At 38.8% G+C, this 25,031-nt stretch carries 14 protein-coding genes; 10 read left to right on the forward strand and 4 right to left on the reverse strand.

Annotated elements, in window-relative coordinates:
• The first annotated feature begins 110 nt into the window (after nt 1-110).
• Complete coding sequence (locus F6K40_RS25620) at nt 111-293, forward strand: hypothetical protein (protein ID WP_293139925.1); 183 nt, start codon at nt 111-113, stop codon at nt 291-293.
• Nucleotides 294-409: 116 nt separating this feature from the next.
• Here the strand turns inward: F6K40_RS25620 and F6K40_RS25625 are convergent, their stop codons facing one another.
• Nucleotides 410-748: a XisI protein gene (locus tag F6K40_RS25625; protein ID WP_293139926.1), complete on the reverse strand. Its 339-nt coding sequence runs from the start codon at nt 746-748 to the stop codon at nt 410-412.
• Nucleotides 739-1,155 carry a XisH family protein gene (locus F6K40_RS25630; RefSeq protein WP_293139927.1) on the reverse strand — a complete coding sequence of 139 codons (417 nt, stop codon included), beginning with the start codon at nt 1,153-1,155 and terminating at the stop codon, nt 739-741. The genes F6K40_RS25625 and F6K40_RS25630 overlap by 10 nt, the downstream gene beginning before the upstream one ends.
• Nucleotides 1,156-1,223: 68 nt before the next feature.
• On the opposite strand from F6K40_RS25630, the gene F6K40_RS25635 reads away from it, so the two are divergent.
• The 6 genes from F6K40_RS25635 (at nt 1,224) to F6K40_RS25660 (ending at nt 17,424) form a co-directional block, all read left to right on the forward strand.
• The gene (locus tag F6K40_RS25635; protein WP_293139928.1) at nt 1,224-1,346 is read left to right on the forward strand and encodes a hypothetical protein; all 123 of its coding nucleotides are present in this window, start codon (nt 1,224-1,226) and stop codon (nt 1,344-1,346) included.
• A gap of 57 nt (nt 1,347-1,403) precedes the next feature.
• On the forward strand, nt 1,404-1,622 hold the full coding sequence (locus F6K40_RS25640; RefSeq protein WP_293139929.1) for a hypothetical protein: 219 nt from the start codon (nt 1,404-1,406) through the stop codon (nt 1,620-1,622).
• Entirely contained in the window at nt 1,615-2,034 is a 420-nt protein-coding gene (locus F6K40_RS25645) for a pepsin/retropepsin-like aspartic protease family protein (RefSeq protein WP_293139930.1), read from the forward strand. Before F6K40_RS25640 ends, F6K40_RS25645 begins: the two co-directional genes overlap by 8 nt.
• 208 nt (nt 2,035-2,242) lie before the next feature.
• Nucleotides 2,243-4,570: a phosphoribosylformylglycinamidine synthase subunit PurL gene (gene purL, locus F6K40_RS25650; RefSeq protein ID WP_293139931.1), complete on the forward strand. Its 2,328-nt coding sequence runs from the start codon at nt 2,243-2,245 to the stop codon at nt 4,568-4,570.
• Nucleotides 4,571-5,202: 632 nt separating this feature from the next.
• Nucleotides 5,203-10,938: a trifunctional serine/threonine-protein kinase/ATP-binding protein/sensor histidine kinase gene (locus F6K40_RS25655; RefSeq protein ID WP_293139932.1), complete on the forward strand. Its 5,736-nt coding sequence runs from the start codon at nt 5,203-5,205 to the stop codon at nt 10,936-10,938.
• Between the two features lie 759 nt (nt 10,939-11,697).
• Nucleotides 11,698-17,424, forward strand: a complete 5,727-nt coding sequence (locus F6K40_RS25660) for a trifunctional serine/threonine-protein kinase/ATP-binding protein/sensor histidine kinase (protein WP_293139933.1) — start codon at nt 11,698-11,700, stop codon at nt 17,422-17,424.
• A 573-nt stretch (nt 17,425-17,997) separates the two neighbouring features.
• On the opposite strand, the gene F6K40_RS25665 is transcribed toward F6K40_RS25660, so the two are convergent.
• The gene (locus tag F6K40_RS25665; protein WP_293139934.1) at nt 17,998-19,755 is read right to left on the reverse strand and encodes a phospholipase D-like domain-containing protein; all 1,758 of its coding nucleotides are present in this window, start codon (nt 19,753-19,755) and stop codon (nt 17,998-18,000) included.
• 419 nt (nt 19,756-20,174) lie between these two features.
• On the opposite strand from F6K40_RS25665, the gene F6K40_RS25670 reads away from it, so the two are divergent.
• From F6K40_RS25670 to F6K40_RS25680, 3 genes are all read left to right on the forward strand, one after another.
• Nucleotides 20,175-21,608: a multicopper oxidase family protein gene (locus tag F6K40_RS25670; protein WP_293139935.1), complete on the forward strand. Its 1,434-nt coding sequence runs from the start codon at nt 20,175-20,177 to the stop codon at nt 21,606-21,608.
• Nucleotides 21,609-21,673: 65 nt separating this feature from the next.
• Entirely contained in the window at nt 21,674-22,231 is a 558-nt protein-coding gene (locus F6K40_RS25675; protein WP_293139936.1) for a DUF411 domain-containing protein, read from the forward strand.
• A 315-nt stretch (nt 22,232-22,546) separates the two neighbouring features.
• Nucleotides 22,547-22,840 carry a hypothetical protein gene (locus F6K40_RS25680; RefSeq protein ID WP_293139937.1) on the forward strand — a complete coding sequence of 98 codons (294 nt, stop codon included), beginning with the start codon at nt 22,547-22,549 and terminating at the stop codon, nt 22,838-22,840.
• On the opposite strand, the gene F6K40_RS25685 is transcribed toward F6K40_RS25680, so the two are convergent.
• Nucleotides 22,791-23,726 (reverse strand): ATP adenylyltransferase family protein, encoded by a 936-nt coding sequence (locus tag F6K40_RS25685; RefSeq protein ID WP_293139938.1) that lies wholly within the window; start codon nt 23,724-23,726, stop codon nt 22,791-22,793. The two genes, F6K40_RS25680 and F6K40_RS25685, sit on opposite strands and share 50 nt — an antisense overlap.
• Nucleotides 23,727-25,031: the final 1,305 nt, after the last annotated feature.

The raw sequence follows: 25,031 nt of genomic DNA on the forward strand, positions 1-25,031 counted from the left end.
TTAGGAACTCAAGAAAAGTGTTCCGAGAAGTTACCTTTTGCAATGATTTTTGCCGTAGAACTCGCTTTTACTAGCATTCCTAAAATAGAAATTTTGAGGAGTATAAACTGATGCCTAAGAATAATGAACGATTCGACGTTCAAACAAAAAGTTATTGGACCCTTTTTGCTTCAGGTTATGAGGCTACTATCCGGGATAATAATACGGGTAAGGAATATTACGGTTCTGGTTCTACCCCTAAATTAGCTCGCGATTCTGCTTGGAAAAAAGTACCATCTAAAGATCGCCCTTAAAATTTGGTCAGAACTGCTTTATATATAAGGACTTACGCAAAGGCACTAATTGTAGTGTAAATATCTGAATATTTATGAAATATACACCATATACAGCCTTGCTGCGTAAGTCCTGTTCAGACTAACCCTGTCGCCAATCCTGTAAACTGACGCATATAGGGAGACCTGTATCCTAGCACAATATCAGACTTAGGCACTCCCGCTGCAATTAACTCATTAGCTATTCCAACTTCTGTTCCATCTCGTTGAATCCAAATTTTCCCAGACCTAATCTCAACGTGAATCACACATCCAAAAACTCGTCTTTCTCCACACCATCCGACATGAAACATCAAATAGCGATCGCGTTCTAAATCAAAAGCAATTTGAGTTTCTATTTCCTCATAGTCATTATCTCCTTCAGAATGTTTTTCGATAATCGACTTAATTAGTTTTCTATATTTTTCTATGTCCATGTTATAATCTCCTTTCTAATAGGATTAAATATAAGTAAATTTAGCTGCATCCGCGTTACTGATATTTTAGCTAAACGGCGAGTAAAAAAATCTTCATAAATATCTTCTGGAATTGCTAAATAAAGAATTCTATTTGGTTCTATTTCTTCTAAAACTACTTTATAATTCCAAGCTTGACCCATTGCTTCGTGAAAATCATTAATCAACGAAAGACCTAAAAAACTTTTAATTTCTACCGCTATTTTTTGTCCATACCTTTCTGCTCCTAATAAGTGATTTTCAGCACCTAAATCTATATATAATTTATCTCTATCTACTTTAAAATACAGAGGATCGTGAGTAATAGTCCATCCTTCTTTTTCTAATGCTGAACGTACAACGGGATGAAATATATCTTTTGCTGCCATAGCTTTAATTGATGATTTTCACTGACCAAGCTACAGTATTATATAATTAATTATCGAAAATAGTCAACTTGATAGAAGCAGCTTTGCGTGAATATATTCAACGTCGCCAACAAGTGAAAGTATTAGAATTATTTGGTACTATCGACTATGGAGAAAATTATAATTATAAGCAACAAAGACAGAAAAAATGAATTTTGTAGTTGACAGTGATAAAATAGGAATAATCAATTCAACTGATTTTAGTTACCATGTTAAATTCTGAATTATTAGCTGAACTTAAACACTTATCCCGCGCCGATAAGTTTCAAATTATCCAGTTTTTAATGACTGAATTGGCAAAAGAAGAAGGGTTAGAACTATTAGATAATAATAAGCCTTATCGTACTTGGTCTCCCTATAATTATTCTGATGCAGCGGATAAATTAATGAGTTTATTAGAACAAGAAGAAGGAAAACAAAATGCCTAATGCTAAAAGGTTTCCTTTTGTTGAAAAAAGCGATCGAGCTGGAAAAACCAATGTTTTTCCATATCTACCTATCAATTTAAGCTATCAAGATGGCATTTTGGATGCTTTAGGATTGTTGGATACGGGTTCGAGTCTTAATGTATTGCCTTACCATGTTGGTTTAGCGTTAGGAGCAGTTTGGGAGGAACAAAGACTTTCAATTTCCTTAGCAGGTAATCTTGCGCCAGTGGAAGCAAGGGGTTTAGTTGTTGTGGGAAAAATTAGCGATTTTCCACCCGTTCGTTTAGCATTTGCTTGGGCGAAATCTAACGACCCACCTATTATTTTAGGTCAGTTAAACTTTTTTATGGAGTTTGATGTATGTTTTTATCGTTCCCAGTTAGCTTTTGAAGTCTGTCCCAAATTGAAATAAAGTTCAGTAGGGTGCGTTAATGAAATGTAACGCACCGCATATCCTATATATTTCCTTGGGTTAGGGTTCTGGGTTATCCTATATATTTCGGTGCGTTACGACTAGCGCCTAACGCACCCTACTAGACTATGAAATTGATCTAAGTTTGACATAATTTATGAGATAATAAAACTGCCAAAAAATTAACTGAATTTCCCAATTATAAATTATGTCACAAACTCCGTTTTCCCCAGAAGAAATAGCATCCGAAGGCATCATACCAGAAGAATATCAAGAAATTCTGAACCGCCTCGATCGCCACCCCAATAAAGCAGAACTCGGAATGTTCGGGGTCATGTGGTCTGAACACTGCTGCTACAAAAACTCCCGCCCTCTCCTCAAACAATTTCCCACCACGGGTAAACGTATCCTTGTTGGACCAGGAGAAAACGCTGGAGTTGTAGACCTAGATAACGGACTGCAACTCGCGTTCAAAATCGAATCCCACAACCACCCATCCGCTGTGGAACCATTCCAAGGTGCTGCCACGGGAGTCGGCGGTATTCTCCGAGACATCTTTACAATGGGTGCCCGTCCGATCGCCGTACTTAACTCCCTCCGTTTCGGTTCCCTAGAGGATGCCAAAACTAAACGCATTTTTACCGGAGTAATTTCTGGAATTTCTCATTATGGTAACTGTTTCGGAGTACCTACGGTGGGTGGAGAAATTTATTTTGACCCCGCTTACACGGGCAACCCCCTAGTCAACGTGATGGCATTGGGATTAATGGAAACTCCCGAAATTGTTAAATCTGGTGCATCCGGTATTGGCAATCCAGTCTTATATGTCGGTTCCACCACAGGTAGAGACGGTATGGGTGGAGCAAGTTTCGCCAGTGCCGAACTCAGCGAACAGTCAATAGACGATCGCCCTGCCGTGCAAGTAGGCGATCCATTCCTAGAAAAATGTCTAGTTGAAGCTTGTCTAGAAGCATTCAAAACAGGAGCAGTAGTGGCAGCGCAAGATATGGGAGCTGCTGGTATCACCTGTTCTACTTCAGAAATGGCAACAAACGGAGGCGTTGGCATTGAATTTGACCTCGACAAAGTACCAGTGCGAGAAACTGGTATGGTTCCCTATGAATATTTGCTCTCAGAATCTCAAGAACGGATGTTATTTGTTGCCGAAAAAGGTCGCGAACAAGAATTAATTGATATTTTTGAACGTTGGGAACTTCATGCAGTGGTGGCAGGTACTGTGATTGAGGAACCTATTGTGCGAATTTTATTTGAAGGCAAGGTTGCTGCTGAAATACCTGCTACTGCTTTGGCAGATAATACTCCTATTTATCATCGGGAGTTATTGAGCGAACCGCCGGAATATGCCAGAAAAGCTTGGGAATGGAATGTTGCATCGTTGCCAGCATCTACGGAAAGGGGTATTGAAATTAAGGGAAATTTCCAAACCTGGAATCAGATTTTACTGACTTTATTAGATACTCCAACTATTGCTTCTAAAAATTGGGTGTATCAGCAATACGACTATCAAGTACAGAATAATACTGTGATGTTACCGGGTGGTGCTGATGCTGCTGTAATTCGGTTACGCCCGCAAATTTCTGATATTAACAACCAGAGCGCAAATTCAGGTGTTGCTGCAACAGTTGATTGTAATTCCCGTTTGGTTTACCTCGATCCATACAATGGCGCAAAGGCAGTAGTTGCAGAAGCAGCACGGAATCTCAGTTGTGTAGGTGCTGAACCTGTTGCAGTTACAGATAATCTCAATTTTGGCAGTCCGGAAAAACCGGTGGGATATTGGCAATTAGCTGAGAGTTGTCGTGGTATTGCTGAAGGTTGTCGGGAATTGGGAACGCCTGTTACTGGCGGGAATGTGTCTTTGTATAACGAGACTTTGGATGCTGACGGTACTCCCCAGGCAATTTATCCGACTCCAGTTGTGGGAATGGTGGGATTAATTCCCGATCTGACTCGTATTTGTGGGCAAGGTTGGCAAACTGAGGGCGATCTGATCTATTTAATAGGGAATTTAGGAGTTAGGTATTTAGCTGCTTCTGAATATTTGGCAACTGTTCATAATGTGGTTGCTGGTAAACCAAGCGAAGTAGATTTTGATTTGGAAAAGCGGGTACAGGCAGTTTGTCGTCATGGTATCCGAGAAGGTTTGGTGCGTTCTGCTCACGATAGTGGTGAGGGAGGTTTAGCGATCGCTCTGGCGGAGTGTTGTATTAGTGGGAAGTTGGGAGCTGAGATTATTTGGCAATTGTCTGATGTTTCTGGTTTGCGATGGGATGAATTTTTGTTTGGTGAGGGTGGTTGCCGAATTTTGGTTTCTGTTGCGCCGGAAAATCAGATGATTTGGGAATCGTATCTTCAGGAAAATTTGGCTGATTTTTGGCTGAAAATTGGTCTGGTGAATAATGCTGAAAGTGGTTTGCAAATTTTAGTGAATGAGAGCGTGTCTTTGATTAATTTAGAGATGGGAGAAATGAGCGATCGTTTTGAAAATGCTATTGAGAAACGTTTGAAATTTTAGCGCTGGTTTTAGGGGTAGGTTTATTTAACCAGGGTGTAGGGGCGGGTTTTCAGGAGAACATCGTGCTGATGTCAAAGATTTTCTCAACCCGCCCCATTATGATTGCCCGCACCAATTTCGGGGCGGGTTTATGTAATTTCTGGGGTTTTGTCAATGTTTTGGAGTGAACCCGCCCCTACTTTATTCTTTGATTCTGACTCATGTCTCCTGATTCCTCTTTTAGTAAAGCTTTTAGGCATTTGTATAAGGAAAGTTGACATATAGCGATCGCCCCTAACAACCCATCCGTAGTCTATTATTTTTTTTAACTTTTAATTTGTTATTTTTTAATTTTGACTATGCTATCATAGACAAAAATCTACAAATTGTCTAGGATATGAAATAATCATAAATTTGGAGAAAAATTAGGAGTCAGTCTCAAAACAAGTGTAGTGTAATACCATGTCCGGATAATTAGTGATAAAAACACTTCTTTCTCCTGGTACATTCTTTTCTCCTGTCTCCTGTCTCCTGTCTCCTGTCTCCTCCATTTTTATTTATAACTATTCAACCGGACATGATATAAGGATAATTATTTTAAGTTAAAAACCAAATACAAAGCTATCAAATTGTAAATTATAACAAACACGATTATGATTACTCTGACTGGTTACCACATAACCGAAATCCTCTACCAAGGTATCAGAACCGAAGTTTATCGAGGGACACGCAACAGTGACAACAAACCTGTCATTATTAAAGTCTTGCGCAATCTTAACCCTAAATTTAATGAACTGGTACAATTTCACAACCAATATGTACTAACTCGCCATCTGCAACACCCCAGTATTGTCCAACCTCTTGCTCTGGAACGTTACGGTAATGGTTATGCCTTAGTGATGCCTGATGATGGAGCGATCGCTCTCTCGAATTATTGGCATGGGGGGGTGAAAATTCTGGAACCTGAATCAGAGCAAAACCTTAGAGAATTTTTGAGGATTGCTATTCAACTAGCTGAATCTCTCCACTATCTAAACCACAACCGTATCATCCACAAAGATATTAAACCTGCCAATATTCTGATTCATCCCGAAACCAAACAAATTCAATTGATTGATTTTAGCATCGCTAGTTTGTTGCCTAAAGAACAACAGGAACTTACTAACCCCAGTGTCATTGAAGGAACTCTCGCCTACATTTCTCCTGAACAAACTGGACGGATGAACCGGGGTATTGATTATCGCACGGATTTTTATTCATTGGGTGTGACATTCTTTGAACTACTCACAGGTGAATTGCCCTTTAGCACGGACGATCCAATGGAGTTAGTACATTGTCATATTGCTCAAATGCCAAGAATAGGGAGTAGTGTGGGGAGTGTGGGAAGTGTGGGAAGTGTGGGAAGTGTGGGAAGTGTGGGGAGTGTGGGGAGTGTGGGAAGTGTGGGTAGTGTGGGAAGTGTGGGTAGTGTGGGGAGTGTGGGTAGTGTGGGTAGTGTGGGTAGGGACGTTGCATGCAACGTCCGTACGGGAAGTGTGGGAAGTGGAACGCCAATACCTCAGACGCTAATTGATATTGTAATGAAGTTGATTGCGAAAAATGCCGAAGAGCGTTATCAGAGTGCATTGGGTTTGAAGCACGATCTAGAAAAATGTCTGCAACAATGGGAAACTACAGGGAAAATTGGGAATTTTGAATTAGGAGAACGAGATTTGAGCGATCGCTTCCTCATCCCCGAAAAACTCTACGGACGGGAAAAGGAAGTTGAGCAGTTGTTAGCTGCTTTTGAGCGAGTTAGTAATCCCCCCCATCCCCCCCTAACCCCCCTTGGTAAGGGGGGAGAAGGAAGAGCAGAAATGATGTTGGTGGCAGGATTTTCCGGGATTGGCAAAACTGCTGTTGTCAATGAAGTTCACAAACCTATTACTCGTCAACATGGTTACTTTATCAAAGGTAAATTTGACCAATTTAATCGCAACATTCCCTTTTCAGCATTTGTGCAAGCATTGCGAGATTTAATGCAGCAATTGTTGTCGGAATCTGATGCCCAACTTGCTACCTGGAAAACAAAGATTTTGGCAGCAGTTGGAGAGAACGGACAAATATTAATTGATGTCATTCCAGAACTAGAACAGGTAATTGGCAAACAACCTGCTGCACCAGAACTATCAGGAGTTGCAGTACAGAATCGTTTTAATTTATTATTCCAAAAATTTATTGAGATATTCACCGCTCAAACACATCCCCTGGTAATTTTCTTGGATGACCTACAGTGGGTAGATGCAGCTTCTCTTAACTTGATTAAACTGTTGATGGAGGATAAGAGTTATCTGCTATTGTTGGGAGCTTATCGAGATAATGAAGTTTCACCGATACATCCTTTTATTGTGGCAGTAGAAGAGTTGAAACAATTGGGCAAAACTGTTAATAATATTACTCTGCAACCTCTCACTTTCCCTGACATGAATCAATTAGTATCGGATACTTTACATTGTGCAACTGAGCGATCGCAACCACTTACGGAATTGATTAATCGGAAAACTCAAGGGAATCCTTTTTTTACAACGCAGTTCCTCAAAGGATTACATGAGGATGGATACATTACTTTTAATCAAAATCAAGGCTATTGGGAATGTGATATTATTCAAATTAATGACCTTTCTCTCACTGATGATGTGGTGGAGTTTATGTCGCAAAAGTTGCAGAAGTTACCCAAGGAAACTCAAAAGGTACTCAAATTAGCAGCTTGTATTGGCAACCAGTTCGACTTGGAAACATTAGCAATTGTAGCAGGAGAATTAAAATCAGATGTTGTGACTGCTTTGTGGAAAGCTTTAGAGGAAGGGTTGATTTTGCTACAAGGTAAAGTATATAAATTCTATCTCAGCAATGATCAAACCAAGGCAGATTTTGAATCTATTGAAAATGTGGCGTTGCTGAACCAAGGGACGAATCTTTCACCTCCCACACCTCCCACACCTCCCACACTCCCCACACTCCCCACACAAGGGTATCGGTTTTTGCACGATCGCGTCCAACAAGCTGCCTATTCTCTAATTCCTAATAATCAAAAGCAAGCGAACCATTATCAGATCGGGCAACTACTTCTAGAGCAGATATCTCCGGTAGCAAGAGAACGGCGGATTTTTGAAATTGTGAATCAACTCAATCATGGAGTGAATTTAATTACCGAACAAATTGCACGGGATGAACTAGCGGAACTGAATCTCGTTGCTTGTCGCAAAGCTAGAGGTGGAACTGCCTACAAAGCTGCTAGGGAGTATGCGGCAATTGGGATTGAATTACTTGGTAGTGAAGCTTGGCAACGACAATATCAAACAACGTTAAAATTGCATGAACTGGTAGCAGAGGCATCCGCGATTTCTGGCGATCTTGAAGCGATGAGTCAATGGATAGATGCAGTTATGGAACATGGCGAAACTTTCATGGATAAGTTAGAAAGTTCTATAATCAAAATCCAAGCTTTAAGCATCCAAAATAATTTAGTAGATGCCATCACTTATGGTGAATCAATTTTAGATCAATTGGGAGTAAAATTTCCCGATCCTGTAACCCCCGTTGTCTTGCAACAAGAAATAGAAGAAATTCAAACTTTGATAGGCGATCGCGACCTAGAGGATTTATTGTACCTACCAGTTATGGAAAATCCTGAAAAACTGGCGATCTTGAAAATAGCTGCCAGAATAATTCCTGCTTGTGGTGCAGCAGGTTCTCCTCTGTTTCCTCTGTTGGGTAGTCTCCAAACTAAGTTATCAATTCAGTATGGTAATGGTATCTTTTCATCAACTGGATATGCAGATTATGGAATGTTTCTGTTGCACTTTAAGAAAGATATTCCCACAAGCAATCAATTTGGTCAATTAGCTTATCGTTTAGCTGCTAGCGCCAAGGATAAAAATATTCCTGCTGTCACCTTTGTTCCCGTGGGATTATTTTTGTATCACCACCAAAATCATCTCCGGGAGACATTACCAATTTTGCAAGCTGGTTATCAAGCTGCTCTGGAAACAGGCAAAGTTGAATATCTCGGTCATCATAGCTACGGATTTTGTCTCAATTCTTTCTGGTGTGGTAAACCTTTGCCAGAATTATTAGTTCAAATTCGAGCATATCTTGAGGTAATAGATAAATTTAAACTGTCGAAATTTGAAAAATATTGTGTGATTTTTTGGGAAGCAACACTATTGCTCTTAGGGAACCCAGACAATATTCATCTCAAGCTTGAAGACAGTGACGATAGCAGACCTTGGATGACTGAAATGTTAAAATCCGATGATGCGTCTCAAATTTTTTATTATTATCTTCATCGGGGATTTTTAAGATTCCTCTTGGGGAATATCAGTTTAGCAAAAGTTGATGTTATAGCAGCTAAAAAGTATGTAAATGCCGGATTTGCAACAGTTTGTGAAGTTGGCTTTTATTTTTATGATTCTTTGATTGCTTTAGCTACTGTTCCAGAGTCTGACTCAGACATTGCGAGTCAAATGCAACAAGTAGAAGCAAATCAGAATAATTTACACCTGTGGTCAGAATATGCACCGATGAATTATTTGCATAAATGGCAGTTAGTGGAAGCCGAAAAGTATCGAATTTTCGGCAAAAAGTATGAAGCGGGGGATTTTTATGACCGCGCCATTGCTGGAGCAAAAGCAAATCAATATCTCCAGGAAGAAGCACTTGCTAACGAACTGGCAGCAAAATTCTATCTAGATTGGGGCAAAGAGAAAATTGCTGCTGGTTATATGCAAGAAGCTTATTATGCTTATGCTCGTTGGGGCAGCAAAGCTAAAACTGAGCAACTAGAAAAAAGCTATCCTCAACTTCTGACCCCTGTCCTGCAACAAGTTGAATCCAGTAGTTCCCAGACCACCACAACTGGCAGCATCTCCCCGACAAATCTTGTTACAGTTAGCACGAGAACTGCCTCGTTAGACTTCACATCCGCTATCAAAGCATCCCAAGCTCTTTCCGAGGAAATCGAGCTTGATGCCTTACTATCTAAATTGATGCACATTATTCTTGAAAATGCTGGAGCGGACAGAGGCGATCTAATTTTAAACAACTCTGGTATTTGGGAAGTTGCTACATCCTGCGAACATGGCAATTGTCATCTATTGAATACCCCCTTAGAGCAAACTAATCTTCTACCGAAGAGCATTATTAATAAGGTCAAACGAACTCGACAAAAGATATTGATTAATAATTTAGGCAAAGAAAATATCAACGTTAGCGATCCATATTTTATCAAAAAAACACCGAAAAGTCTCTGCTGTATCCCAATGCTTAACCAAGGACAACTTATCGGTATTCTCTACCTAGAAAATCATTTAACTACAGGAGCTTTCACTCCAGACCGGATTGAGATTTTGAATCTTCTGAGTGCTAAAGCAGCTATTTCTATCCAAAATGCTATGCTCTATCGTCGTTTAGAAGACTACAGTCATAACCTGGAGGATCAAGTTGAAATCAGAACCCAGGAACTACAAGAAAATAACCAACAATTACAACAAACTCTCCAACAATTACAGACTGCCCTAGAACAATTGCAGCGTACTCAAGCGCATTTAATTCAGACTGAAAAAATGTCTTCTTTGGGGCAAATGGTGGCGGGAATTGCTCACGAAATCAACAACCCTATCACTTTTATCGCTGGGAATATAACCCATGCTCGCAGTGCTATTAACAACCTATTCGATTTGATTAACCTTTACCAACAAGAGTGTCCCCAAGCAAGTCTAGCAATTGAAGACAAATTGGAGGATATTGACCTAGAATTCTTGTGTGATGACTTGCCCAAAATTCTGGATTCTATGAAAAGCGGTAGCGATCGCATTCGCCAGATTGTTCTCGGTTTGCGCAACTTTTCTCGCCTTGACGAATCAGGAAGTAAGCAGGTAGATATTCACGAAGGTTTAGAAAACACTTTAATGATTGTGCAACATCGCTTTAAAGGCAAAGGAAATCATCCCGATATTGGGATTGTGAAAAACTACGGAAAACTGCCCCTAGTCCACTGTTACCCTAGTCAACTCAATCAAGTATTTTTCCAGATTCTGACCAATGCGATCGATGTTTTAACAACCCCAGACAGTCCTGATGCTCCTGAAATTAGGATCGCTACTGAGGTACACAACGAAAAAACTGTGCGAATTTCTATTGCCGATAACGGAACAGGAATGAGTGAAAAAGTGCGCCAAAAAGTATTCGATCCCTTTTTCACTACTAAACCAGTTGGTCAAGGAACTGGACTAGGGTTATCAACAAGCTATCAAATTATTACCGAACAACATCATGGAGAATTATATTGTATTTCTGAATTAGGAAAAGGTACTGAGTTTGCGATCGAAATTCCGGTTTTCTTCGATTAGGGATAGTTCAGAAAAAAAAGTTATGCGCCAGCAAAACGCTTTCTCAGCACAACTCTAACTATTGGACAATAGATAAATGGAACATCAATCATCGCAAAAAAGAGCAATATAGCTGCGGAATGGATATTACAGCGCTTTTCAAATTGATGAACCACATTTTCACAACCAAAACCTTGTAGGGACGTTCCATGGAACGTCCCTACTGTGGTCTACTAATCATGAAAACCGCTGTAAGAACGCTACTTTCATGCAACAAAGCCCACACTTGGTATAACTTTTGACTTCTGACTTTTGACTTTTAACTTCTCTAGATTATGCAACGGCCTCTTTTAAATCAAATCCTTTAGTATCGCTACAATTCATACCTTTTAGGAGTTTGGTCATCAAACCAAAACCCTACTTGGGATTTTTGCCTTTTTTAAAATTTCCCAACTGCAAAGTAAGCGGATTTAACATTATATCATGTCCGTTGTTATCACAGCATATAAAAACCTTCGAGATATATCTACCCTAGGTTTAAGGTCTTTCTTTCTCTGAAAACTTCTGACTTCTAACTTCTGACTTCTGACTTCTGAAAACTGCTGCCAAATATAGATTATTATAGACAAAGGTCTACAAATTCTCTAGGATCTGAAATAATCACGAATAAAGGAGAAAAATTAAAAGTCAGTGTCAAAAAAAGTGTAGTGTAAGGATAATTATTTTAAGTTGAAAACCAAATACAAAGGCATCGAATTGTAAATTATAACGAACACGATTATGATTACTCTGACTGGTTACGAAATAACCGAAATTCTCTACCAAGGTATCAGAACCGAAGTTTATCGGGCGATACGCAACAGTGACAACAAACCTGTCATTATCAAAGTCTTGCACAATGTTCACCCCAAATTTAATGAACTGGTACAATTTCACAACCAATATGTACTAACTCGCCATCTGCAACACCCCAGTATTTTGCAACCTCTTTGCCTGGAACGTTACGGTAATGGTTATGCCTTAGTTATGCCCGATTCAGGAGCGATCGCTCTCTCTAATTATTGGCATGGGGGGGTGAAAATTCTGGAATCATTATCAGAGCAAAATCTTAGCGAATTTCTGAGAATTGCTATTCAACTAGCGGACTCTCTCCACTATCTAAACCAAAAGCGTATCATCCACAAAGATATTAAACCAGCTAATATTCTGATTAATGCAGAAACTAAACAAGTTCAATTGATTGATTTTAGCATCGCTAGTTTGTTACCGAAAGAACAACAAGAACTTACTAACCCCAATGTCCTAGAAGGAACTCTGGCCTACATTTCTCCCGAACAAACTGGACGGATGAACCGGGGTATAGATTATCGCACGGACTTTTATTCATTGGGTGTGACATTCTTTGAACTACTCACGGGTGAATTGCCCTTTACCACGGACGATCCAATGGAGTTAGTACATTGTCATATTGCTGAAATGCCAATTTTAGGGAACAAGGAACAGGGAACAGGGAGTAGTGTGGGAAGTGTCGGGAGTCTGGGAAGTGTCGGGAGTCTGGGAAGTGTGGGTAGGGACGTTGCATGCAACGTCCGTACGGGAAGTGTGAGGAGTGTGGGAAGTGTGAGGAGTGTGGGAAGTGTCGGGAGTGTGGGAAGTGTGGGAAGTGTGGGAAGGGACGTTGCATGCAACGTCCGTACGGGAAGTGTGGGAAGTGTGGGGAGTGGAACACAAATACCCGAGGTGCTAATTGAAATTGTCATGAAGTTGATGGCGAAAAATGCCGAAGAGCGTTATCAAAGTGCATTGGGTTTGAAGCATGATCTAGAAAAATGTCTCCAACAATGGGAAACTACAGGGGAAATTGCTAATTTTGAATTAGGAGAGCGAGATTTGAGCGATCGCTTCCTCATCCCCGAAAAGCTCTACGGACGGCAAAAGGAAGTTGAGCAGTTGTTAGCTGCTTTTGAGCGAGTTAGTAATCTCCCCCTAACCCCCCTTGGTAGTAATCCCCCCCTGCCCCCCTTGGTAAGGGGGGGAGGAAGAGCAGAAATGATGCTAGTGGCAGGATTTTCTGGGATTGGTAAAACTGCTGTTGTCAATGAAGTTCACAAACCTATTACTCGTCAACATGGTTATTTTGTCAAAGGTAAATTTGACCAATTTAACCGCAATGTTCCCTTTTTAGCATTTTTGCAAGCACTGCGAGATTTAATGGGAGAATTGTTGTCGGAATCTGATGCCGAACTTGCTGCATGGAAAGCGAAGATTTTGGCAGCAGTTGGAGATAACGGACAAGTATTAATTGATGTCATTCCTGAACTAGAGCAGGTAATTGGCAAACAACCTGTTGCACCGGAATTATCAGGAATTGCCGTACAGAATCGTTTTAATTTATTATTCCCAAAATTTATTGAGGTTTTTACCGCTCAAACACATCCCCTGGTGATTTTCTTGGACGACTTACAGTGGGCAGATGCAGCTTCTTTGCAGTTGATCAAGCTGTTGATGGAGGAGCAGAGTTATCTGTTGTTATTGGGAGCTTATCGAGATAATGAAGTTTCACCGATACATCCATTTATGGTAGCGGTGGCAGAGTTAAAACAATTGGGCAAAAGTGTCAATACTATTACCCTGGAACCTCTGGCATTCCTGGATATGAATCAATTAGTAGCTGATACTTTACATTGTGCGAGGGAGCGAGCGCAACCACTGACGGAATTGATGAATTGCAAAACTAAAGGGAATCCTTTTTTTACAACTCAGTTCCTCAAAGGATTACATGAGGATGGGTACATTACTTTTAATTTTCACCAAGGTTATTGGGAGTGCGATCTGAGTCAAATTAATAACCTGTCTCTGACTGATGATGTGGTGGAGTTGATGTCGCAAAAATTGCTGAAGTTACCAAAGGGCACCCAACAGGTACTGAAATTAGCAGCTTGTATTGGCAACCAGTTCGACTTGGAGACATTAGCAATTGTAGCCGAGAATTTCAAATCAAATGTGGTGAGTGCTTTGTGGACAGCTTTAGAGTCAGGGTTAATTTTGCTACAAAGTCAAGTACATAAATTCTATATCGGCAATGATGAAACAGAGGTGGATTTTGAATCTATTGAAAATGTAGGGTATCGTTTTTTGCACGATCGCGTCCAACAAGCTGCCTATTCTCTAATTCCCAACAATCAAAAACAGGCGAACCATTATCAAATCGGACGACTGCTACTGGAGAGCATATCGAAACCAGCTAGAGAAAGGCGGATTTTTGAAATTGTGAATCAACTCAATTATGGAGTTAATTTAATTACCGAACAAATTGCACGGGATGAACTGGCGGAACTCAATCTAGTTGCTAGTCGCAAAGCTAGAAGTGGAACTGCCCACAAAGCTGCTAGGGAATATGCCACCATAGGAGTTAACTTACTTGGTAGTGAAGCTTGGCAACGAAAGTATGCAACGACGTTACAATTGCATGAATTGGCAGCAGAAGCATCCGCGATTTCTGGGGATATTGAAGGGATGAATCAATGGATAGATGCAGTCATTGAGCATAGCAAAAGTTTCTTGGATCGACTAGAAAGTTATCTGATTAAAGTTGAAGCTTTAACCACCCAAAATAATTGTTTAGATGCTATCGCTTGCGCTGAGTTTGTTCTACAGGAATTAGGAGTCGAATTTCCAAATCCTGTTACCCCCGTTGAACTGCAACAAGAAATAGCAGAAATTCAAAATTTGATCAGCGATCGCCCCATAGAAGATTTCTTGCACTTGCCAGTTATGGTAAATCGTGAAAAACTGGCGATCTTGAAAATAGCTAACAAAATGAGTCTAGCTTGTTATATAGCAAGTTCTCCTCTGTTTCCGTTGTTAGGTAGTCTACAAACCAAGTTATCGCTTCAGTATGGAAACAGTCCTGTGTCATCAACTGGTTATGCAGATTATGGAATGTTTATGTTTATGTTCAAAAAAGATATAGCGATCGCTAATCAATTTGGTAAATTAGCATATCGTTTAGCTGCTAGCGCCAACGATAAAAATATTCCGGTTGTAACTTTTGTCCCTGTAGGCTTATTTTTGTACCATCATCAGGAGCATTTACGGGAAACATTATCAATTTTTCAAGCAGGTTATCAAGCAGCTCTGGAAATCGGAAAAATTGAGCATATTGGGCATCATAGCCATGGATTTTGTATCAATTCTTTCTGGTGTGGCAAACCTCTAAAAGAATTAGAGATTCAAACCAGAGGGTATCTTGACATGACAATAAAATTCAAGTTACTGATGACTGAAAAATATTGTTCTATTGTTTGGGAAACGATCATATTTCTTTTAGGTAACCCAGATAACATTCATCTGGAAATAGCTGACAAAGATGATAGCAGGAAGGAAATGTCTGAATTGCTAAACTGCCATGATGCTACTCGAATTTTCTATTTTTATCTTCACAGGGCAACTTTAAGATTCCTCTTAGACGATTTGGTTTTAGCAAAAGCTGATATTTTTGAAGCTCAAAAGTATTTACTCGGAGGGTTTGCTACAGTTTGTGAAGCAGAATTTTATTTGTATGATTCTTTAATTGCTTTAGCTACTGTTTCGGAGTATTCCCCCGAACTTGGCAAACTGCAACAAGTAGAAAAAAATCAGGATAATTTACATCTACGCTCAGAATATGCACCGATGAATTATTTGCATAAATGGCAATTAGTGGAAGCCGAAAAGTATCGGATTTTGGGTAAAAAGTATGAAGCAGGGGATTTTTATGACCTTGCCATTGCCGGAGCAAAAGAAAATGAATATCTCCAGGAAGAAGCGATCGCTAACGAACTGGCAGCAAAATTCTATCTTGATTGGGGTAAAGAGAAAATTGCTGCTGGTTATATGCAAGAAGCTTATTATTCTTATTCTCGTTGGGGCAGCAAAACTAAAACTGAGCAACTCGAACAAACCTATCCTCAACTTCTTACTCCCATCCTCCAACAAGTCAAATTAATTAGCTCTACTAACAGCATTTCCCACAGCATCTCCCAGGGAAATCTTGTTAAAGTTAGCACTACAACTTCCTTCCTAGATATAGCGTCCGCGATCAAAGCCTCCCATGCTCTCTCAGAAGAGATCGAACTTGATACCTTGCTCTCTAAATTAATGCACATTATTATCGAAAATGCTGGAGCTCAAAGAGGCGCTCTAGTCTTAAACAACTGTGGGACTTGGGAAATTGCTGCCTACTGCAATCGCGATAATTGTCATCTCTTAAATATCCCCCTAGATATAACCAAGAACCTACCAAAGAGCATTATTAATAAAGTCAAACGAACTCGACAAAGGATCTTGATGAATCATTTCGACAAAGAGAATCTCAACGTTAGCGATCCATATTTTATCAAACAGATGCCGAAAAGTCTCTGCTGCACCCCAATGCTTAATCAAGGAAAACTAATCGGTATTCTCTACCTCGAAAACTACCTATGTAGCAAAACTTTTACCCCAGAGCGGATTGAAGTTCTAAATCTTCTGAGCGTCAAAGCAGCAATTTCTATCCAAAATGCCATGCTCTATCGTCGTTTAGAACACTACAGTCGTAACCTGGAAACCCAAGTTGAAATCAGAACCCAAGAACTACAAAAAAATAACCAACAATTACAGACTACCCTAGAACAATTGCAGCGTACTCAAGCTCAATTAATTCAGACTGAAAAAATGTCATCTTTGGGGCAAATGGTGGCGGGAATTGCCCACGAAATTAACAACCCCATCACTTTTATCGCTGGGAATATTGCTCCCGCTAAAGAATATTTCCGAGATTTAGTAGACTTGATAGAAGTTTATCAAGAGAACTGTACCCAGTCAACTCCAGCAATACAAGACAAATTGGCAGAAATTGAGCTAGAATACTTGTGTGATGACTTGCCCAAAATACTGAATTCAATGCAAAACGGGAGCGATCGCATTCGCCAGATTATTCTGGGTTTGCGCAACTTTTCTCGCCTTGACGAATCAGAAAGTAAGCAGGTAGATATTCACGAAGGATTGGATAATACTTTGATGATTTTGCAACATCGCTTTAAAGGAAAAGGAAATCGTCGAGAGATTGCTATTATCAAAAACTACGGAAAACTGCCTCTAGTCCACTGCTACCCTAGTCAACTCAATCAAGTATTTTTGCAGATTCTGACCAATGCGATCGATGTTTTAACAACCTCAAACAGTCCCAATGCTCCTGAAATTACGATCGCTACTGAGGTACACAACGAAAAAACTGTGCGGATTTCTATTGCCGATAACGGAACCGGAATGAGCGAACAAGTGCGCCAAAAAGTATTCGATCCCTTTTTCACTACTAAACCAGTTGGGCAAGGAACTGGACTGGGGTTATCAACAAGTTATCAAATTATTACCGAACAACATCATGGAGAATTATATTGTATTTCTGAATTAGGAAAAGGCACTGAGTTCGCGATCGAAATTCCGGTTTCTGAAATTCAAAATTCAAAATTCAAAATTCAAAAGTAAGGTTTGATATTATGAAATTCAAAATTCAAAATTCAAAATTCAAAAGTAAGGTTTGATATTATCAGGACTTACGCAGGTGAACCCAGAAACCCGGTTTCTCGTAGATGCTTATTGTCAAAAACAATGATTTACCGTAGAAACCGGGTTTCTTTGCGTAAGTCCTGATTATGAAATTCAAAATTCAAAATTCAAAATTCAAAGTTCAAAAGTAAGATTTTATATTATGAAATTCAAAATTCAAATTCAAAATTCAAAAGTAAGATTTTATATCATGTCCGGATAATTAGTGATAAAAAAACTTTCTCTTCTTTATAGCTTAAAATTCCCTCTTCTTCCCTCCTGATATCAAATCCGGTTAAACAAACTCACAATCAATATGCTCAAATCCTAATTGTGACGTAATTGGATCTATGTGCAATTAAGCGGATTTGATATGACTCATTACTCATTACTCCTCCATTTTTATTTATAACTATTCAACCGGACTTGATATTAGTTATCTAGGAATTATATAGAATCCGGTTATATAGTATATGTTGATAATTCTATAATTACTTCAGTATTCAATCTCCCCTACTCCCTCACTCCCCTACTCTCAAGACGAGCGATCGCTTCTACAACTCTTTGCCATCCAGACTGTAAATCTTCTATATTTTTATCTGATTTATCAACTATATTTAGCCAAGAAATTGCTTGCTCAAAAATTGGCTCGTCCGGTGAAATTTGTTTTGACTTCAAACCATGAATAACTACTTTTAACCAGACGGGAAAAAGTTCAATCCAATTATGATATTGTAATTCTTGGAATGCCATTTCTGCCATACCTAAAGCACCCCAAATACAAAGAGATTTAACAGCTAAATTAATATCCCGATTTGAAACTGCAGACTCCCATAAATTCTCAGCATAAGATTGAAATCTACCCTGTAAATATTCATAAGTTGACCTAACAGTATCAGCATTTGTGACTTTATAAACTGTCTCTCCTCGAAAATTTCTATCTCCGCGATAAGAAAGCCAATTATGAGAGCCAGATAAATGAACTTTTCTATCTACTAATACCTCTTTAGCATGGGAATTTCCTAACCAAAATATCTGAGCTGCTGGTAAATCTTCAGGAGTTCTAATTGTTAATAATTTTTCCTCAACTTGAGGCGACATTGGTTTAGTTTCTTCTTCCTGTTTTTCGGCAATTCCATATCCGATTAAAATCCATACTCCATTATTTGCTAGCTTTTGTAAAAGTTGGATAAATTCCTCATCCACTACTTCCTCAGTCACCCAAGGAGAATAAATTAAAATCTGTTGAGTTGCCGCTTTAAGAGTAGATAAAAACTCCGGTCTAATGTCGCGATCGCGCAACAAAATAAACTCGGAATTTTTGGGTAAAGTTTTCTTCCCTTTCTCTCTAGTTTGCTTAATTATTTCAATTCCTTGTTGCCGAATTTTTTGGAGTCTCTCCTCAACTTTTTGGTTTTTTAATTCTAAAATTGATTCTGTTTGAGAAGCTATAGATTCAGGAGGTAAACCACATAATTCATTGAGCAAAAATTTTCCATTTTCTGCCATTTCTTGTAATTGATTTGACACCGACTCTACAACTTTATTTCCTTCTCTTGCTTGTAAAATTAACTTTTCTTCGATTGCATCAAATATTACCAAAATAGAAAGAGCTTTCCAAATAATTTTTTCTGCATCTTTATCAATAGAAAAATTTTTAACTATTTGCCCTGATTCTGGTAGATGAATAGCCAAATTAGAATCTAAAATTTGTTTTCGTAGTTCTTCAATAGTAAAACTTGAAAGCTCGGGAATTGTATTTTCAAAGGTTATAAAATCTGCTAAATTTGGCAATTCTGGAGCTTTAGATGTTGCAGCAGAAAGTCGCCAATTAATTTCTCCATAAAGAGGGTTACTAATAGCATAAATAACTTTATTTTCTGGCGGTTGTGGCAAGGAACCTTTTGTATAAAATTCTTGACCTTCAGAAGTTATGGTAATTCTAGAATCTGGTGGTGTTAGAGTCAGGGTTTGTAGAGATTGAAGAGTATTAGTAGTGCTATGAATAAATATCGGATCTAACTTCAATATTTGTGCTAATTCCACTTCAGTTGGTGGAGGATTAAACTCAATACTTGCTCTGAGAATAAATTCCTCAAGAATATTCAAATCTCGTTCTTTTGTTATCTCAATTTGAACCGGAGTTTGATAGAGTCGATAACAAAATTGACGGGCAGCAAAAACTGACAAACCAGGGCTATCTTTTTCGATTTTATCAGCTAAATTATTTAACTCAGAGTCGATATATTTAGTAGAAGATTGTAGAAACATTTATTTTGATTTTGTGGTGATTGATGGAGACCTCTCCGCCAACCCCAACCCCTTCCCTCGTAGGGAATAGGGAATAGGGAATAGAGAATAGTAAACTGTCAAAGGATTTTCCTAGGTCATGCTGCGCAAACAGGATTTAGAAATGTCCGCGCCCTTTGCTTCGACTGCTATACTTCTGCTTTTTCTGCTTTTGAATTATCATTTTTATTGGGTACATGAAATTCTGAGGTATGAGTGAGGAAAGATATAGTTTGCATTATTTTTTTACTCCTATTGGTTTCATTCAGTTTAGATATAGTGATAATTACATCTGGCTCCTTAGGTAAAAAAATTAATCTTCATTTCATAATTTTACTTTATAATGGTAATTTGCCGAAATAAAATTTTGAATCAAATGTAAAACTTCTAAAATATTAATTATGAAAAAAATTAATCGTAGAAAATTTTTAATCCTAAGTTCTAGTAGTGCCATAGCTACTTTAATAACTCAATGTAGCATAGCAAATACTCAAAAAAATAAACATTTTTTTTCATCATATCCTCAAATTAATCATAGCCAAAATGGAATTTTAGAAATTGATTTAACAGCTAATTTTCATCAAATAAATCTGGGAAATAAACAAGCTTATCTACTAAATTATAACGGACAAATTCCCGGACCAAGACTAGAAGCAAAACCAGGAGATACAATTCAGATTAATTTCACTAACAATTTGCCTCAACCTACAAATATTCATTATCACGGACTTCATATTCCCATCACTGGAAACGCTGATAACGTTTTTCTTCATATTCCACCAGGCGATCGCTTGACATACCAGTTCCAAATTCCTGAAAATCATCCTGCTGGGATGTTCTGGTATCATCCACATCTACATGGTTTAGTGGCAGAACAACTATTTGGTGGTTTGGCAGGATTATTTATTGTTCGGGGAGACTTAGATGAAATTCCAGAAATCAAAGCTGCTTCAGAACAATTCTTAGTGTTGCAAGATTTTGCCCTAGATCAACAAGGAAATATGCTCCCATCCCAGGAACTCTCAATAATGACTGGAAGGGAAGGAAATTTGATTACTGCTAACGGTCAGTTTAACCCTAATTTTGCCATTCCTGCTCAAGGTTTATTACGACTACGAATTTTAAATGCTTCAACTTCCCGGTTTTATCGCTTGTCTCTAGAAGAACACTCATTTTATCTCATCGCTACTGATGGAGGTGCATTAGCTAAACCTATAGAAATGTCGGAATTGTTACTGACTCCTGGAGAACGTGCAGATATACTAATTCAAGCTAACCGAGAACCAGGAAAATATTCCTTGTTGAATTTGCCTTATGAACGAGTGGGTATGGGTATGATGGGTAGAAATGTTCCTGAAAGTCAACCGCAAGTTTTAGCAACAGTGAGTTATGAAACAAAGGTTGCTGCTGTACCACTGCCAACAAAACTAATCCCAGTTCCAGCATTGCCAAAACCTGAAAAAGTACGTCGTTTTCAGATGAACCATGGCATGATACCTGGTCAAGGAATGGCATTTTTATTTAATGGTGAGTCATATCAACCAAAAAGAATTGATACTCAAGTTCAGCTAAATACGGTTGAAGACTGGGAATTAATTAATACAGGCATTATGGATCATCCCTTTCATGTTCATACCAATGCTTTTCAAGTTTTGAGTCGGAATGGGAAACCAGAACCCTATCGTGCCTGGAAAGATGTGGTGTTGGTCAGACCCGGGGAAAAAGTTTTAATTCGGATGCCCTTCCGAGATTTTGCTGGAAAGACTGTCTACCATTGTCATATTCTTGACCATGAAGATTTGGGAATGATGGGAAATTTAGAAATTAAAGCTTGACTTTCCACTCGACTGGAGAGTTTATGATTAACAGAAGCACTTATAGATTATTTGAGGTAATAGTTATGAAAAAATTTTTCTCTAATTGGATGCAGTCTCTAATTGCTGGTGTGGCAGTTATTGGAGTTTTAGGAACCGCTTATGCGTCTTTTGTTGGTTTGCCAGAAAATTTCACCTTTAGTACAACAACTAATACCGTGGCAAATTCTGGTTCAACAACAACATACTTAGCACCACAAGAACTTAATATTGCTGTCTACCGTACTCCAACTTGCGGATGTTGTAAGGGTTGGGTGGAACATATCAAGGAAAATGGCTTTCAAGTAACTGATATTGTCAAACCTGAGTCAGAAATTCAAACTATTCGCCAGAAATATAATTTACCTTCAGATTTGACATCTTGCCACACAAGTGAAATTGCGGGTTATCTTGTAGAAGGTCACACTCCGGTGGCAGATGTTAAACGCTTAATTGCCCAGAAACCAGATATTGCTGGAATAAGTGTTCCGGGAATGCCTATTGGTACTCCGGGAATGGAAATAGGCGAGCGCAAACAATCTTTTGATGTGTTTGCCTTTCAAAAAAATGGTCAGACTAGAGTTTTTAATTCCTATAAATTCTAGAATCTCGATCGCAAAACAGGAGAACTCAAACTAGAGGATATCATTTTTTGGCATTCCTGAAATAAAGTATGAAATTCGTATCGGAGTAAGATTGATAGTAAGGAAAAAGCTATGCGTGACTACTGACTACTGTACGGGCGATTTCCATTTGTCATGCTGCGCAAACGCGAATCGCCCCTACTAAAAATCATACAATCATTCAGCAACGCCCATTTTTGATTTGGGTAGACCATAGTAAGGACGTTCTATGGAATGTCCCTAAAAGGTCTTGATTGTGACGTGAGGTAATCTATAGAACCCATTTGGGATCTATTATTGGGAGGTGTGGGAGGTGTGGGAAGTGTGAGAAGTGTGGTCTGTACAGGACTCAAAAAATGTAGGGTTGTAAATATTCTAGCTCAGACAATGAATGAGCAATGCCTACACAAGCGCTCCCCTACTCCCTCTTTTCTAGAGATACGCTTAGGGGTTCTATATGACAAGCGCTGTACCTTATTGAGGTTTAAATTTCTGGCGTTGCTCAACCAACGGGTGAATCTTTGCAGAAAAGGTAAACCCACTACGAAGAAGCAACATGACGCAGAATATTTAGAGGTTTCTGCTCCTTAATAATATTCATTTGTTCCTGATTTTTCACCAACAAAGCACCAGCAAAACCCAAACTATTCACAGAAATAGACTGAAATTCCTCATACGATCGCGGCACGACTAACATCCATTCTCGCGTCACCAAAAGATTATAATCACTGGACTGTTTGCCACTCATCCCATCACTACCTTCTATACCCATTGCTTTGAGCAAAGTCAAATAAGATTTCAGTATCTCAGCAGCAGACTCAACAGGAGAACGCACCCAACCAGGATCTAACTTAGCTAAAGCGTGTCGAAAAGGTAGGGACGTTGCATGCAACGTCTGTAGGGACGTAACACCTATCCCATTATCAAATCTAGCAGTAGCGATCGCTCTATCTATCGGTATTTTTTCTCCATCTGGCACCAGAGGAAGAGGTACTATTTGCAAATGTTTATGACGTTGACTCGCTCCAGCAGTTTTCCCACCGTTGTAAAAAGCTAAACCTTCAAACTCCCCCATACAACTACCCAAAGCTTGAAAATCTTGTAAATTCAGTAAATTTTCTTGTTCCTCAAATTCTCTGGTAACAATGAGTAAATGATGATCGACAACATTATATTTATTCAACAGACACAGATGAGTTCTAGAAATATCGGCAACAAATAAATCCTCCTCATAAGGTAGAAAAGGATTAAAATCTTTGCCAGTGACAACCTTCTTTTTTTCCTGCTGTTTTCTAGCTTCATCTTTGCGCGATAAATTAGACAAAATGCGCACCAGAAAGCGAATATTATCCTGTTCTACAAACTCATATTCTGTGGGTATCGGTTGAAGTGCGCCACATTCTAGAGCATATTTAGTTTGTTGCTTGAGTCTTTCCCAGAGACTACCCGATGCTAATAAAATTTGATTTTCAGACATAATTAACTTTTAGATATCATATTAGTAGTCATCGACTATCATACTATTAGACATCTCCAATAATCAAAATAGGACTTACGCAGAACCACCTTATGTAGTAGGGGCGAATGGCATTCACCCTCTACAGATAGCGTATTGCCTAAGAGTTTGCGTAAGTCCCGATACTATTAGACATCTCCAATAATCAAAATAGGACTTACACAAACAAACTCAGAAACCGGGTTTTTTCGTAGATATCTATTATAAAAACAACGATTTATCATAAAAACCCGGTTTCTTTGCGTAAGTCCTGAAAAAATCAAATCAATTCTTTCCCCTCACGAATGCGAGAAATAAATTTTTTTCCTTCTTGGTCAATCCTTTCCCTTTTATACCAATTCTCATGCATTACAGCGGTTTTCATATGAATAAACCACAATGATACTGACTCTTCACTCCTAACTCTTGACTCCTGACTCCTGACTCCTAACTCCTAACTCCTGACTCCCGACTCCTGACTCCAAGATCATGAATTTAGTGGTCTACTCAACTGAAAAGCGCTGTCATGCTATACTTTGCCAATACTTCAGTTATCAATTAATTAGTATATATAGCAATTCCCAAGAAGCGTGAGGTACAAAATTCCTTGGTTTTAGGGAACAGGGAACACTTAACTGGGAACAGGGAATAGGGAATAGGAAACAGGGAATAGGAAACAGGGAATAGGAAATAGGAACAAATAAAGATAGGTGTACCTCACGATTGCTGAGAAACGCTATATCAAATCATTTTTTTGCTAATTTTAACTGATTTAATATTAATTATTGTTATGTTTACTTCTCCCGTACGGATGTTGCATAAGGACGTCCCTACTACTCCCCTACTCCCCTGCTCAACAGACAGGTAGAAAAGTTTTTGAGAAATAGTATAGCGTTTCTCAAATTGGTGAGATACAGTTTTATATAAAATCCGGTTATACAGTAATCGCAAAATTACTTCCTCAACTAAAATATGTTAAGCATGAATACGAATTTAAAAATTTATGCACTTTCATTTCCTTTCTTACTCCTAACTCCTACCTCCTAACTCCTAACTCCTTACTTCTTACTTCTTACTCATTACTCATTACTCATTACTCCTCAGTAATACGATAACTAATTACCCGGATTCTATATTAGATCCCCCCTGCCCCCCTTAAAAAGCTATGCTTTATAAACATCTTTCTTAACATAAAACTTGACAAAATAGACAAGTTATGTTTAAGTCTTGAATCGGCTTTTTCAGGAGGAAAGAGTATTTTTCAATACACTTTTTTATGAATGTAGA

It is taken from the genome of Okeania sp. SIO3I5 (assembly GCF_010672085.1).
Classification (GTDB): Bacteria; Cyanobacteriota; Cyanobacteriia; order Cyanobacteriales; family Microcoleaceae; genus Trichodesmium.